Consider the following 15004-nt stretch of genomic DNA (forward strand, 5'->3'; position numbering starts at 1 on the left):
GTTCCTGGTTGGGTTGACGCAGCGGATGCTAGGAACCGGGTCTGTCAATTTCCGTCAGCAGCAGCGATGCCCTCGCGGTCCCGCCAGGCCTTCAGCAAGGCGGCCTTGCGCTGGGGATAACGCTCTTCGATCAGCATGGGGCCGGTCACGCGATCGGTCCGGAAGCTGCGGATCTCCTCGCGCAGTTCGCACCAGGCCACGAGCACCTGGACGCGATCGAAGTAGCCCAGCGCGAAGGGCCAGACGGTGCGCTCGCTGTCCTTGCCCTTGAGGTCGTGATAGTGGATGCGCAGCTTGTGCTCGTGGCGGATCGCCCGGCGCATCAACGACAGGACGTCGCGGTCGACGTCCGGCGGATCCGAGGGGCCGGGAAGCAGCGACGTGTTGTCCAGTTCATGACGCATGGCCGGCGGCAGCACGGCCGCGATCTTGGCCAGTGCGTCACGCGCCGCGATGCTCAATCGCGCGTCGCTGCGACCGGCGACCCAGCGCTAGCCGAGCACAAGCGCCTCGACCTCGTCGACAGAGAACATCAGCGGCGGCAGCACGAAACCTTCGCGCAGCACATACCCCAGGCCGGGCGCGCCGTCGATGCGTGCGCCTTGCGATTGCAGCGTCGCAATGTCGCGGTAGAGCGTGCGCAGGCTGATGTCCAACGCGGTCGCCAACGCCTCGCCGGTGACGGGTCGGCGGTGGCGACGCAAGGTCTGGATCAGGTCGAGCAGACGGGCGGAACGGGACAAACCAATCCTTCATGAGAGCAGGCCCGAGAATAGGTCGTTTCGCGACGGCTCCGCCCCGCCTCACCGCCACCGCGAAACCGCGCTTCAATCGCTTCGAGCTCGAACGTCCGACGATCGAAAGGAAATCCAGGTGACGACAGTCGGTGATTCAGGTCAGCAAGTTTGGATCATGCATTCGTCCAGTGGACGAAATCGTGTCTCATGCCCGGCAAATGCTGGCCCCGAGTCGTCGGGGACGACTTACCCCACGCCGTCTCTGTCACAGGTCGGTGAATCCGCATCGAAAGTCGCAGCGAAGCCATCTCCCACGAAGGACGGGAAATGATATTTCTTGCGGGATTCCTGATCTTGGAGTTTGCATGTCGGTTGGCATATCAGCTTCCGACAGCCGCGGCACTGGCGACTGTCCTCAGTTCCTTATTCATGATTGTCTGTTTTCGCTGGGGCGGGTGGACGTCACCTCGGGCGGCTTGGCGATGGCTCCGCGCGCGTCCCTTGATTCGCCTTCTATTGATATTGGGAACAGGGGGCGGAATCGCCCTATTCCTATACAACGGCCTTGAAGCACCTCAAATAATTGCCGAAACAATCTCCGGATACTTCTTTTTCCACGCCTTTGGCGCTGTTGGCGAATCTATCCGGGAGCGGCTGCGCGGTACCGGCCGGTAACCGACGCCGCCGTGCCGACTACGCGAGGTGCATCGCCGCCACGATCAACAGCCCGACCTTGACGAGCACGCCCGCCCCGACGACCCACTTCGTCCACTTGCTCTTCAGCAAGACCTGCCACCGCGCGTTCATGCCTGGTTCCGATCGAAGATCTCGTCCATCCATCCGACGCATTCCTTCGTCAGGCCGTGCGCTGACCAGCTGACGCCCGCCGCCCGTCCTTCGAGGCGCCACCGCTCCGTGGTATCGCTACCACGTGCTGCGCGAGATGACTCGTTTTTGTCATTTCACTTAATGCGAATCACTCTCACCTGCGTTAAAGTCCCGGCCGAAAGTCACCTCCTCCCTCTTCCGGACTACTCGATGAAGCAGCAATTCCTGATGACCGCGTGCGCCCTGGCGGCGTCCCTCGCGATCGGCGACCTGGCCCACGCCCAGGACGCCACGCTCGACAAGATCGTCGTGACCGGCAAGCGCGCGAACCGCGTCTCCAAGGGCGCGACCGGCCTGCCCATGGACGTGAAGGACACGCCGCAGACGATCAGCTCGATCGACCAGGAAGACATGGCCAACTTCGGCCTGACCGGCAGCAACGAGGCCCTGGCCCTGGCCACCGGCATCAACGTCGAGCAGTACGAGACCAACCGCGCGACCTTCAACGCCCGCGGTTTCGAGATCCAGCTGACCCAGGTCGACGGCCTGGGGATGACCAACTCCTGGGGCACGGTCGTCGGCAGGGAGGACACCTTCCTGTTCGAACGCATCGAGCTGATCCGCGGCGCCAACGGCCTGCTGACCGGCGTAGGCAACTCGTCGGGCACGATCAACTACATCCGCAAGCGCCCGAAGAACGAGGACAGCGGCGAGTTCAACGTCTCCTTCGGCTCCTACGGCAAGAAGCGCGCGGCCCTCGACTACAACAAGGTGCTGACCGAGGACGGCGCGTGGGCCGGACGCTTCGTCGTCGCGACCGAGGACAAGGACTCCTACCTGCGCGACCTCAAGGACAAGCGCACCTCGGTCTACGGCGTCGTCGACGGCCAGATCGGCACGAACGGCGTGCTGACCGTGGGCATCACGGCCGTGGACGCGAAGCAGGATTCGCCGATGTGGGGCTCGCTGACGCTGCTGCGCTCGGACGGCACGCAGGCCGACTTCCCGGTCGGCTCGTCGACCTCGCAGAAGTGGACCTACTGGAACACCAAGTCCTACAACGCCTTCGCCGAATACACCCACCAGCTCAGCAAGAACTGGGAAGCCAAGGTCACCTACAACTACCGCCACGGCAACGAGGCGACGCGCCTGCTGTACGCCTATTCCAACAGCGGCGTGCTGAACCCGGACAACACCGGTCTGGTCGGATGGCCGTACCGCAGCCTGAGCAGCTCGGACAACAACGTGCTGGACGCCAACGTCAACGGCAAGTTCAACCTGTTCGGCCGTGAGCACACGGTGCTGGTGGGCCTGAGCCGGTCGCACCAGGAGACCAAGACCGACACCTACGCCGTGCTGGACCACATGCTGGATCCGCTGCCGGCCTTCCCGTACGACGGCGACGCCTACACGCAGCCGCAATGGGGTCCGCGCGCCGCCGGCGAAGGCGGCGAGCAGACGCTGACGCGCCTGTACGCGGCGTCGCGCATCGCGGTGACCGATTCGCTCAAGGCCATCGTCGGGGTCAACGCGGTCAAGCTGGAACGCGCCGGCTCGACGGTCTACGGCAATCCGGCCACGGGCACGGACTATCCGGACACGAAGAAGACCAGCCCCTACTTCGGCGTGACCTACGACATCACGTCCGACGTGCTGGCCTATGCGTCGTACTCCAACATCTTCCAGAACCAGGACCAGTACGACATCAACGGCACCTACCTCGCGCCGATGAAGGGCGTGAACGGCGAAGTGGGCGTGAAGGCCGAGTGGCTGAACAAGGCGCTGCTGACCACCGCCGCCGTCTTCACGTCGAAGCAGGAAGGCCTGGCGACCTACGGCGGAATGACCTCGGGCGGCCAGTACTGGTACGTGCCGAAGGACGTCAAGTCCAAGGGCTGGGAATTCGAGGCCACCGGCCGCATCGGCAAGGACACGAAGCTGACCGCGGGCTACACCCGCCTGATGCTCACCGGCCCGGACGGCAACGACATCTACGAATGGGTGCCGCGCCACACCTTGAACTTCCGCGTCGACACCCGCGTGCCGATGCTGCCGGCACTGCGCGTCGGCCTTGGCGGCCGCTGGCAGTCGGAAGTCAGCAAGATCGGCAGCGCCAAGCAAGGCGCCTATGTCGTGGCCAACGCGTTCGCGTCCTACGAGCTGTCCAAGTCGGCCACGCTGCGCGCCAACGTCAACAACCTGTTCGACAAGAAGTACATCGGCGGCCTGGCCTACGGCGCGATCTACGGCGCGCCGCGCAACTACGGCGTGTCGCTGGACTACAAGCTCTGACAAGCGCCGATCGAGGCGCGCTCAACGTGCGTTCAACGCGCGTTCGAGAGCGCCCTCACGCTCCTGCAATTCAAGACCCGGGCTGAGTCCCGGGTCTTTTTTCGCCTGCCTCAGGGCCGCGGCAGGCCGCAGGCGCTCAGGAAGCGTTCGAGCGCCTCGAGGTGCGACGACGACACGATCGCGGCGATGTAGCCGTCAGGACGCACCAGCGCCCAGTCACCGGGCTGCAACGCATAGCTGACGCGGAAGTCGCCGTGCTCGTCCACATAGTCGCCGCCTTCGCCCGCCTCGCCGATCGCGTGGATACGCAGACCGGCCCGCGCGGGCAGGTCCCTGCGCGAGTTCAAGGAAGTCCGCGACCTGCGGTACGCCAGCAGCGTCCAGTGCGGTCCCTGGAACAGCTCGAACAGCCGCGTCCCCTGCCCCGCCGCGCCGCGCAGGCGCGCATCGGGCGCGCGGTCGCCGGCCAGCGGGCCACGCTCGCGGGCCGGCACTTCCAGCGCGAGCGAGGACTCCGGATACCCGATGTCGAGCTGATGCACCTCGCGACCGCGGCGGTTGTCGCCGCGCTTGGCGGCGTCGAGCAAGCGGGTCGACAGCTTCAGCATGCCCTCGGCGACCGGGCGACGTTCCTCCTCATACGTGTCGAGCAGCGCCTCCGGCGCGCCGCGCAGCACGGCGTCCAGCTTCCAGCCCAGGTTGTAGGCATCCTGCACGCTGGTGTTGAGGCCCTGACCGCCCGTCGGCGGGTGGATGTGCGCCGCGTCGCCAACGAGGAACACCCGCCCCACACGATAGCGATCGGCCAGGCGCGCGTTCATGTTGTACGCGGAAGCCCACGACACGGCCTCGATGCGGATGTCGTCGCGTCCCGAACGATCCTTCACCATCGCATTGAGCCCGTCGACGCCGAGGTCGACCTCGCCCTCCAACGGGACCGGCGCCTGCAGCTGGAACAAGGCCGTCCCCGCCAACGGACAGAGCGCGAGCTGCCGCGCCATCGATCCGTCGTTGAACTGATGCCACGCGTCGCGCGGCAGTCCGCTCAGGGTGACGTCCGCCACCACCGCGCGCACGCCCAGCGTCTTGCCGGGGAAGTCGATGCCCAACTGCTTGCGCACGTCACTGCGTCCGCCATCGGCGCCGACGAGGTAGCGCGCACGAATCCGCTCATGGCGGATGTCCGCCCCGCCCACCATCCCGTCGGTCTCGTCGGTTTCGTGGGTCTCGTGGGTCTCGTGGGTCCCGACCGCCACGCGTGCGGTGACCCCCTCTTCATCCTGCTCGAAGTCCACCAGCGCGCAGCCGTAGCGCGGCGCGTGGCCGAGTTCCGCCAGCCGCTCGCGCATCACCGCCTCGGTCAGGAACTGCGGCACCATGAGCGGCATTGGATACGGCTCGGATGAGGTCGGCGGCGAGGTCTCGAAGCTCGTTTCGGTGAAACTGCCGTCCGCCGTATGGTGGCGCTGCGGCGGATACGGCGCGCCGGTCGCCACCAGCCGGTCGAGCAGGCCAAGGTCCTCCAGGACCTCCTGCGTGCGTGGCTGGATGCCTTTGCCGCGCGAGCCGTGGAATGGCTGGGCGGACTGCTCGATCAGTTGAAAATCGACACCCCGGCGGGCGAGGTCGAGGGCGAGCGTCAGGCCCGCCGCACCGGCGCCGACGATGAGGACCTGGGTGGTAGCAGGCAAGGCGCCCGGGAGGAAGGATTCGTTCATGTCGCTCCAATTGAGTGTATTTTGCACATAACTGAAGGAATGGTATGCCGGCTCGAAAAAATGTGCAAGATACACATATGTCGACCCAACTGAAGGCCTTGCACGGCGCGCTGATCCGCATCGCGAGCGTGATGAACCGCCCGCGCAATGACGAGCGCCTGATCGAGGAAGCGGGCGTGCTGCTGGACCGGGCGCTATTCCCCTTGCTCGTGGGCATCGAGCGTTTCGGACCGATCGGCGTGGTGGACCTGTCTGATCGCGTGGGACGCGACTACACGACGGTGAGCCGCCAAGTGGCGAAGCTGGAGTCCTTGAACCTGGTCAGCCGCCAGAAGAGCGCCCAGGACAGCCGCGTCCGCGAGGCCGTCGTCACCGCCGAGGGTCAGGCGATGACCGATCGCATCGACGACGCGCGCCAGCGCATGGGGCGGCAGATCTTCGGGGAGTGGAGCAAGGAAGAGCTCGACGACCTGGTGCGCCTGATGACGAAGTTCGTCGACGCGCTGGAAGGCGCGACCGACGCGCCCTGATCCCGCCACCGCCCGCCGACGACAACGCCCGCAGGACTCGCGTCGTGCGGGCGTTGCCATTCAGGCCGTCGCGTGGCCTGCGCTCACGGCGGACCGCCTCCCGGCGTCCTCACCCGTGAACGACGTGTCGACTTCCGCTCAAGGAAAGTTCGTCACCGTCGGCGTGAACGACGCATTGCAGCCGGTCTGCGCGCCGGTGTTGTTGATCACGTGCACGATGCCGCCGTTGTTGCCCAGGCAGACCGAGATCATGTTGTGGAAGCGCACGTTGCCGTTGACCGGCGCCTCGATCGCGCGATCCAGCAGGATGCCGCCGTTGGTGAACACGCTGTAGACGCCCAGTCCCCAGGCCTCGTGGCTGGTGACGTTGTCCGCCACCTTGTACGAGGCCCAGCCGCGGCCCGTCGGGCTGTTCCAGCCGGCCTGGCTCTGCGGGTCGTACGGGATCTCCGATTGATAGAAGTACACCCGGCCGCCGTTGCCGTTCCAGACCACCTGGTGCTTCTGGAAGTGCTCGACGAACAGCCCGTACATGGTCACGTCGTTGCCGTTGACCCAGAGGCCGTTCTCCGACGGGTTCTGCGTCCAGCCCACGCCCGCGCCGTGGTCGGCGCGCCAGACCCAGGTGTGATCGACGATGGTGTTGTTCGCGTTGACGCTCAGCGCGATGCGGACCCTGCCCGCCGCCGCGCCACCGACGCGGAAGAACAGGTCGTGCAGCACCGTCGGATTGGCCGCGTGGTTGGCGGCCGCGCCGTTCGGGCCGACCTCGAGCAGCACGCCCGATTCCACCGCGCCCGCGTCGAAGAACAGTCCCGAGATCGTCAACCCGTCCACGTCCGCCGTCTGCATCAGCGGCTGGCCGTTGTCCGAGCGCAGCGTCGGGAAGCCGATGCCCAGCACCACCGTGTCCGGGTTGTTGACCCGCAGCGGCTGCGTCAGCAAGTAGGTGCCAGGTGTGAACAGCAGGTGCTTGCCGGCCGCCAGCTGCGTGTTGATCGCGGCCGCCGTGTCGCCCGGCTTGGCGATGTGGAACTGCCCGATCGGGATCGTGCGGCCCGGCGTCGCGCCGCCGTTGTTCCAGGAGATGCCGCTGCTGTTCTGTCGCAGCGCGGGCACGCGCACCGCGTAGCTGCCGTCGGTGTCGATGAAGAGGAAGGGCTTCTCTCGGATCACCGGCGTCTGCGCGATCTTGGTGTAGCGCTGGCCCGCGGTCGGGAAGCTGCCCGCCGGCGCGTTCGGCACGCCGACGAAGACCATGTTCCAGTTGGAGCCCGTCCAGCTGCCCCACTGGCTGTTGCGCGAGATCCATTGCTGCTGGCTGGCGGAGTTCACCTGCCCGTCCACCAGCACGTCGGAGAACCAGCCGCCGCTGGACCAGCCGCTGTTCTGGTTGAGCTTGATGTTGCCGCGCACGTGCATGCGCCGGAACGGGATCGCCTGCGAGACCGCCCATTGCATCGTGTTGTTGCCGATGCCCAGGCTGGGCGTGACCGAGAAGTTCTCGGCGCCGCGCCAGAAGTTCTGCGTCGCGTTGTCGCCGCCGAGGAAGGCGTTGGAGCGCAGGTCGCCGTTGACGTGGACCAGGTCCGGATGGCTGCCCAGGCCCAGCACCTGCGTGTAGAAGCCCACCGGGATGCGCAGGTTGTTGTAGGTGCCCGGCGTCAGCAGGATGGCGTCGCGGCGCGGGCCGAAGTGATTCGGCTGCTGCGCGTTGTAGATGCCGTCGATCACGCCCTGCAGGTTGGGCGTGGTCGGGCTGACGATGTGCACGCTGGACCCGAAGTCCGGCGGCGTTCCGGTGGTGGGCGGCGTCGGAGGCGTCGTCGGCTGGTCCGCGATGACGAACTGCTCCCAGGCCTGCACCGTGTTGCGGTTGGCCACGAGCACGCCGCCGAGGTTCAGGTCGGCGCTGACGTACAGCCCGCTGGCCACCGAGCGCAGCGCCACCGTGCCGTTGGCCTGCGGCACGACGACGAACTGCTCCCACGCATCGGCGGTGCGCCGGTTGGCGATCAGGCGGCCGGTGTTGGGCGCGGCCAGGCCGATGTCGGCGGAGACGAAGTTGCCGCTGATGCGCGCCCGGAACGACACCGTGCCGTTGCCGTTGTTGACGACGTCGAACTGCTCCCAGCTGTTGGCCGCGCCGGCGGTCGCCGTGAGATAGGAGGTGCCGGTCGCCGTCGCGCTGACGAAGTTGTTGTTGGCCGCCGCGCGCAGCGTGGCCGCGTCGGCGTCCTCCGCCGACAGCGTCAGCGCGGCGATCCAGCCCGCCGCCAGCAGCGCGTGCAGGGGCCACGCCCGTCCTTGATTCCATGCCATGACGAATCTCCTTCCTGAAAGTGGCGCGAGTCTAGGAAGAAGAAATACCAATCCAATACTTCGACCGTGTCCGGCTGTTTCCGATCAGCGGTCGGAAATACCCCCTCTCCCCCGCAATGACGGGACCGGCTCGCACAAATGTTTTCAAACCTGTCAATTCTTCGCCCGAAAGAGGTAGGAGGATTCGCCACACGGTTTCCGGCTTGCTTCGCCGTTCGTCGGATCGCCTTCACTCCCTTACACATCAAGGACTTTCGCCGCTTGTCGGCGTGAATGCACCGCTCGGGTGCCGTCGTCCCATATTCCAGCCACAGGAAAATCAGGAGTACGGACGGCGACGTGATGTTTTGCAGTATTCGACACACTCCGACACCGCGTCCGCATACTGCTTGTCACAGCGCGAATTTCCTGCCGTTCCTACATTCCGCCACTGGTTTCATGGTGGTTTTATCACGAACAACAAGCCCGCACGCCCACCGGTGCGAGACAGCAGGAGTGATTGCACATGCGTACTGGACAAATCAAGGCGGTGGCGTTGGCCGCCGCGCTGCTGGCCGCGGGATCGCAGGCCCAGGCGGGCACCATCGTCGCGCCCTACTTCTTCACCTGGGGCTTCGGCAGCGGCGCGTACGGCATCAAGACGCTGAGCGAGGCGAAGTCCAAGGCCGGCATCGACGCCGTGACGCTGGCCTTCGGCGTGTCCGGCGGCGGCTGCACGGTCGGCGGCGGTCTGGAAACGACGATCAGCAACCCCAGCTTCCAGGCCGACATCAAGGCCTACATCAAGTCCGGCGGCCGGGTCATCCTGTCCCTGGGCGGCGCCAACGGCACCTACCTCGAATCGACCTGCTCGGTGAACGACCTGGTCGCGCAACTGCGCCGCCTGATCGACGCGAACGGCACGCGCTCGATCGACTGGGACATTGAGGGCGGCCAGCTCGGCGACACGCGCCTGAACAACGTGCGCAACGCCGCGATCCAGCAGCTGCAGTCCATCTATCCGGACCTGTACACCTCGTTCACGCTGCCGGTCGTTCCCTACGTCAACGCCAACGACACCGGCGGCCTGCAGCGCGAGGCGGTCGAGCTGCTGCGCAGCGCCGTCAACGCGGGCGTGAAGATCAGCATCGTCAACCTGATGACGATGGACTACGGCGGCTACTACAGCAACGGCAAGCGCATGGGCGACCTGGCGGTCTCCGCCGCGACGCAGACGGTGGCGCAGCTCAAGCCGCTGTATCCCGGCAAGACCGACGCGCAGCTGTGGGCCATGATCGGCATCACGCCGATGATCGGCCAGAACGACGTGGCGTCCGAGGTCTTCACCCCGGCGGACGCCGTGACGGTGGCCAACTTCGCCAAACAGAAGGGCGTGGGCCTGCTGTCCTACTGGGCCGCGCAGCGCGACCGCGTCGGCAACGGCGCCCTCGGCGAATACAGCCGCGCCAACACGCGCGACTTCGAGTACTGGCAGGCCTTCGCCGCGGCGAAGAGCGGCTCGCCCGCGCCTTCTCCGGCACCGCAGCCGCCAGCGCCAGCGCCGTCGCCCACGCCGGCTCCGAGCCCGAGCCCCGCGCCGAGTCCTTCGCCAGCTCCGGCACCGAACCCCGGCACCTGCGTGGCCTGGGCCGAAGGCAAGACCTTCACCGCCGGCCAGGTGGTCAGCTACCAGGGCAAGACCTACAAGGCGCTGGTGACGCACACCGCGTGGGTCGGCACCGGTTGGAACCCGGCCGCGACACCGTCGCTGTGGACGCCGACCTCGGCGAGCTGCAGCGGCTCGCCGGCGCCGGCGCCGGCACCGACGCCCGCACCGTCGCCCTCCCCGGCACCTTCGCCTTCTCCAGCCCCGTCGCCCTCGCCCGCGCCATCGCCGAGCCCCGCGCCGGCGCCATCGCCCGGCGGCGCCCTGACGCTGCCCGAAGCGCTGAAGGCGACGCAGACGCGCCGCGTCTACGTCGGTTACTACCCGACCTGGAGCGACAACTGGTTCGACGCCACCGGCAAGTCGGCCAACGACGTCTACAAGGCCAGCAAGTTCGCGCGCACGCCGGCCACCTACACGCATGTGATGGTGTCCTTCGCGGATCCGGCCTTCTCGTGGGCGGGGCTGTCGGCCAACACCTTCTCGGGCACCGGCATCAACTTCAACGCGACGCCGCGTGACATCAAGGCCGCGATCGACGTGCTGCACCAGCGCAACCAGAAGGTCATCCTGGCCGTCGGCGGCGCGACCTACAACAACTGGGGCACGCTCGCCGCGGAAGGCGCGGCCGGCAACGGACCGACGATCAACGCGCTGGCCAAGATCCAGACGGAACTCGGCTTCGACGGTCTGGACGTGGACTACGAGACCGACGGCGACGTGGACCGCTACGCCAACGTCATCAAGGCGCTGCGCCGCGCGGTGGACATCGCCGGCAACGGCCGCGTGCTGACGCTGGCCGGCTGGTCGACGGGCGCGGATTGCACCGCGGCGACCTCGGCCGACGCGTCCTGCGCGGGCAAGGTCTCGTTCTGGGGCGGCAACGCGGGCCGCGAGCGCGCGGTGGTGCGCAAGTTCCCGGCCGTGGCCAACATGCTCGACATGGTCAACGTGATGAGCTACGACGCGCGCTTCGAGAACTACGACGGCGTGACCGCGTACAACGACTACCGCTCGCTGTTCCCGGCCAAGACCATCGTGTCCATCGGCCTGGAGCCGGCGCCCGAGGGCTGGGCCGGCGGCCTGCTGGTGGTCAACGACGGCGACGCGCAGTGCACCGGTTCGCGCAACCTGAAGAGCCAGTACGGCGCCAACCTCAACCAGCCGTACTCGGTGCAGCGCTATACCAACGCGGTGCTGAACGGCAGCGCGCCGAATCGCAACGCGCGGGACGGCGCGATGCTGTGGGCCATCCTCAAGACGGGTGGCGGCAGCTGCGGCGCCGCGCCGCTGGCAACACCTGGCACCGTCGGCCAGAAGGTCGGCTCGACGTTCGGCCTCACAGCGGATCCGCTGCTGCAATCTTCCGAGTGGAAATAAGGAGCTCCGTCATGAACCATCACTTTCCCGCCCCTCCGCGGCCACCGCGTGCTTCGAGTTTCCTGGCCACGCCCGCGCTGCTCGCGGTCGCCAGCGCCTGCCTGACCGCCTGCGGCGGCGGAGGCGGTGACGACGCCGGCAAGAGCGTCTTCGCGCAGTCCGCCGATGCGGCGGCATCGGCCGCCTCCGACGCTGGCGAGAACGCGCCCGACGCGCGTGCGCTCGCCGCCGGCGCGGTCACCGTCACAGCCGGCCTCTACACCATCGAATCCGGCGAGTCCGGTCTCTGCCTGGACATCGCCGGCAACGTCGGCGCCAACGGCACGAAGCTGCAGCAGAACCGCTGTGGCACGCAGACCTCGCAGCGCTTCGAGCTGCGCGCCGACACCGGCGGCAGCTATCGCCTGGTCAACGTCGCCAGCGGCAAGTCGCTGGACGTGACGGACGTCTCCACCGCCAACGGCGCGCTGATCCAGCAATGGGCGACGGCGCCGACGGACAACCAGCGCTTCCTGGTCGCGCCTTCCGCCGACGGCTACACGCTGAAGGCGCGCCACAGCGGCAAGTGCGTCGACGTGAAGGACCACTCGACCGCGGCCGGCGGTGCGATCCAGCAATGGGACTGCACCGGCGGCGCGAACCAGCGTTGGAAGCTGAAGGCCGTCGGCGCTCCCGCACCGGCACCATCGCCAGCACCGGCCCCTTCGCCAGCTCCCGCGCCTTCTCCCGCTCCGGCGCCTGCGCCCGCCCCAGCTCCGGCGCCCGCACCCGCGCCTTCAGCCGGCCTGTCCGACCCGAAGGTCAAGGACATCGCCATGCAGATCGTCTCCAGCGCGGAGAACTCGTCGCTCGACTGGAAGGCGCAGTACCGCTACATCCAGGACATCCGCGACGGTCGCGGCTACACGGCCGGCATCATCGGCTTCTGCTCGGGCACTGGCGACATGCTGGAACTGGTCCAGTACTACAACTCGGTCAAGCCGGGCAACGTGCTGGCGAAGTACCTGAACGCGCTGCGCTCGGTCAACGGCAGCGACTCGCATGCGGGTCTCGATCCCAACTTCCAGAGCGACTGGAAGACGGCCGCGAGCGACACGGTCTTCCAGCAGGCGCAGGATCACGAGCGCGACCGCTCCTACTTCAACCCCTCGGTGCAGCAGGCCAAGAACGACGGGCTGAAGGCGCTCGGCCAGTTCATCTACTACGACGCGATCGTGATGCACGGCCCAGGCAACAGCGGCGTGAGCTTCGGCGGCATCCGCAAGGCGGCAATGGCCAAGGCGAAGACGCCCGCGCAAGGCGGCAATGAGGTCACCTACCTCAACGCCTTCCTCGATGCGCGCGTGGCCGCGATGAAGACCGAAGAGGCGCACAACGACGTCAGCCGCGTGGAGACCGCGCAGCGCGTGTGGCTCAAGGCAGGGAACCTGGACCTGAAGACACCGCTGAACTGGAAGGTGTACGGGGACAGCTACTCGATCAAGTGAGCGCCATGCCCGCGTCAGCGCCAACCGACTTCGGGAGGCCAGGCGCGGGCTCTCCACGGGACATGAGGGCTCCCTCCTGGACCCTCAAGCCCCATTCCGGCCCCACTGAGACCCGTGCACGCGGGCCTCGGCACTGTCCTGGGCTCGGTGGACACCCAGGGAAGGAGTTCGCATCGGCAAGACTAGCTCCCCGGACTCACGCACCGCGTCGAGCTGCGCATCCCAGTTGCTCATGGAGAAGCCCGCGCGATTGATCGCCGCGGGAATCGTGAGGCTGCCGCCTTTTCTCCAGCTTCCAGGGCACGTTCAGGTCGCCCAGGCGCTCGCCGGGACGGGCGCCGCCGGTCGATTCGGCCATCCGTGCCCCCCTAGCTTGATCCCCGCCGACCCCGCCTCTTCCCCAGTTTGAAGGTTCCCCTGCGGGCGCCCTCGGCGCATCTTTGCGCCCTCGCAATCACAGCCGTCGCGCTGTTCAAAGGGGAGTTCACATGGGCAGTATCGGAATCGAATGGGTGCGCCAGTACCACGGGCTGGCGTCCGACCTCACCAACACCAAGCCTCAGGCCGAGGGGTTCTACAACACGCTCAGCGCCACGCGCCGCTTCCAGTGGGGCGACGACCTCGCGTGGGACCGCGACTTCGAGCAGCAGGGCGTCGGCTCGCCGGCCTCGGGCTCCGACACGATCTGGGCCGACAACGTCGACATGGTGTTCTTCTCCGGCCACGGCTCGCCGGGCGGCTTCCACTTCGGCGTCAAGATCGACGACGCGCTCGCCCGGCCCACCGAGATCCGATGGGGCGACAAGGACCTCGAATGGATCGCGCTGGACGCCTGCAACGTGCTGGAGGAAAGCGGCGTGTTCAGCCGCTGGGGTTGGCCGGTCTTCAAGGGCCTGCACTACATCCTGGGCTTCCACACCACCACCTCCGACGAGGCCGACCGCGGCCGCATCCTCGCGCAGTACCTGAACAACGGCGAGACCGTCCGCCGCGCCTGGATCAAAGCCTGCCAGGACACCGAGGGCTCGGACACGCAGTGGGCCTACCTGCGCGCCGACGCCGAGGGCACCGACACCTACAACGACCACTGGTGGGGCAAGGGCAGCGTGTCGGCCGATCCGGACAGCCCCAACGTCCTCTACTACGCCCGCGGCGCCTGCTGAGTTCAAGGAGTACGACATGAGTGTGAAGATCCAGTTTCCCGACCTGCCGCGCGTGAACCGCGAGTTGCCCGTCTACGCGGCCCTGCCGCCCACCTGGACACCGGACAAGGTCGCGCGCCTGGCCGCCCGCTTCGACATGAAGGGCGATGTCGCCGATGCCGGCGCGTGGTACGTCTGCCGCAACGAGACCTCGGCGCTCGAGGTCTACCAGGCCAGCCACTCGCTGCGCATCGAGCGCCTGGACATCGATGCTGAAGGCCGGCACCTGGTGCTCGATCCGCCCGACCGCGAGCGCGCGCTCGAGACGGCCAAGCGCGTGATGGCGATGATCGGCGACGAATACGCACGGCCGGACGTCCACTCGGTGACCGAGCTGTCAGTGCTCCAGGCCACGCGAGACAAGCGCGAGGGCGAACGCAAGGTGGTCGGCCTGCAGGTCAACTACCGCTACGCGCTTGACGGATTGCCGCTCGTGGGACCGGGCGCCAAGGCCCAGGTCACCGTCGCGGCGGACGGGCAGATGATGCAGGCCTACCGCTTCGCCCGGGCGGTCGAGCGCATCGGTGCGCGGGCCAGCGTCGAGCCCGAGGAGGCGATGCGCCGCTTCGCCGCCAGCGAGGCGCTGGCGCGGCTGGACGAAGGCGCCAAGGTGACCGTGGCCTCGGTGGAACTGGGTCTGCTCTCCATCCCGCCCACCGAGGTGCAGAGCGTGCTCGTGCCCACGTACGTGCTGCGCGGCGAGGTGAACACCGAGCAGTTGCCGCGCTACGAGTTCATCGCGTACGTCGCGGCCACCGAGCTCGGCGAGGCGGATGCCAAGCGCAAGCGCTGGCAGCAGGTGCGGCCGAGTCTGTTGACGGCCTGAAAGGAAATCGCCGCCGGTGTTGCGCAGTCGATGCGCA

Annotated in this window: 10 protein-coding genes; 6 read left to right on the top strand and 4 right to left on the bottom strand. The window is 67.4% G+C overall.

The window, feature by feature from the left end; all coding sequences use genetic code 11:
* Positions 1 to 44 precede the first annotated feature (44 nt).
* Entirely contained in the window at positions 45 to 461 is a 417-nt protein-coding gene (locus ACQ4L4_RS09855; protein WP_431104062.1) for a helix-turn-helix transcriptional regulator, read from the bottom strand.
* A gap of 30 nt (positions 462 to 491) precedes the next feature.
* Positions 492 to 743: a helix-turn-helix transcriptional regulator gene (locus ACQ4L4_RS09860; RefSeq protein WP_431104063.1), complete on the bottom strand. Its 252-nt coding sequence runs from the start codon at positions 741 to 743 to the stop codon at positions 492 to 494.
* 1032 nt (positions 744 to 1775) lie between these two features.
* On the opposite strand from ACQ4L4_RS09860, the gene ACQ4L4_RS09865 reads away from it, so the two are divergent.
* Entirely contained in the window at positions 1776 to 3857 is a 2082-nt protein-coding gene (locus ACQ4L4_RS09865) for a TonB-dependent siderophore receptor (protein ID WP_431104064.1), read from the top strand.
* A gap of 110 nt (positions 3858 to 3967) precedes the next feature.
* Here ACQ4L4_RS09865 and ACQ4L4_RS09870 read toward each other — a convergent pair whose 3' ends face one another.
* Complete coding sequence (locus ACQ4L4_RS09870; protein WP_431104065.1) at positions 3968 to 5575, bottom strand: FAD-dependent oxidoreductase; 1608 nt, start codon at positions 5573 to 5575, stop codon at positions 3968 to 3970.
* A 77-nt stretch (positions 5576 to 5652) separates the two neighbouring features.
* On the opposite strand from ACQ4L4_RS09870, the gene ACQ4L4_RS09875 reads away from it, so the two are divergent.
* The gene (locus tag ACQ4L4_RS09875; protein ID WP_431104066.1) at positions 5653 to 6105 is read left to right on the top strand and encodes a MarR family winged helix-turn-helix transcriptional regulator; all 453 of its coding nucleotides are present in this window, start codon (positions 5653 to 5655) and stop codon (positions 6103 to 6105) included.
* 138 nt (positions 6106 to 6243) lie between these two features.
* Here the strand turns inward: ACQ4L4_RS09875 and ACQ4L4_RS09880 are convergent, their stop codons facing one another.
* Positions 6244 to 8427, bottom strand: a complete 2184-nt coding sequence (locus ACQ4L4_RS09880; protein ID WP_431104067.1) for a hypothetical protein — start codon at positions 8425 to 8427, stop codon at positions 6244 to 6246.
* Positions 8428 to 8932: 505 nt separating this feature from the next.
* On the opposite strand from ACQ4L4_RS09880, the gene ACQ4L4_RS09885 reads away from it, so the two are divergent.
* From ACQ4L4_RS09885 to ACQ4L4_RS09900, 4 genes are all read left to right on the top strand, one after another.
* A complete protein-coding gene (locus tag ACQ4L4_RS09885) occupies positions 8933 to 11452 on the top strand; it encodes a glycosyl hydrolase family 18 protein (protein WP_431104068.1) in 2520 nt (839 codons plus the stop codon).
* A gap of 11 nt (positions 11453 to 11463) precedes the next feature.
* Positions 11464 to 12939 (top strand): chitosanase, encoded by a 1476-nt coding sequence (locus ACQ4L4_RS09890; RefSeq protein WP_431104069.1) that lies wholly within the window; start codon positions 11464 to 11466, stop codon positions 12937 to 12939.
* A gap of 488 nt (positions 12940 to 13427) precedes the next feature.
* Positions 13428 to 14102: a DUF6345 domain-containing protein gene (locus ACQ4L4_RS09895; protein ID WP_431104070.1), complete on the top strand. Its 675-nt coding sequence runs from the start codon at positions 13428 to 13430 to the stop codon at positions 14100 to 14102.
* Between the two features lie 16 nt (positions 14103 to 14118).
* A complete protein-coding gene (locus ACQ4L4_RS09900) occupies positions 14119 to 14967 on the top strand; it encodes a hypothetical protein (protein WP_431104071.1) in 849 nt (282 codons plus the stop codon).
* The last annotated feature ends 37 nt before the right edge of the window (positions 14968 to 15004 follow it).

Source organism: Roseateles noduli (genome assembly GCF_050626985.1).
Lineage (GTDB): Bacteria > Pseudomonadota > Gammaproteobacteria > Burkholderiales > Burkholderiaceae_C > Roseateles > Roseateles noduli_A.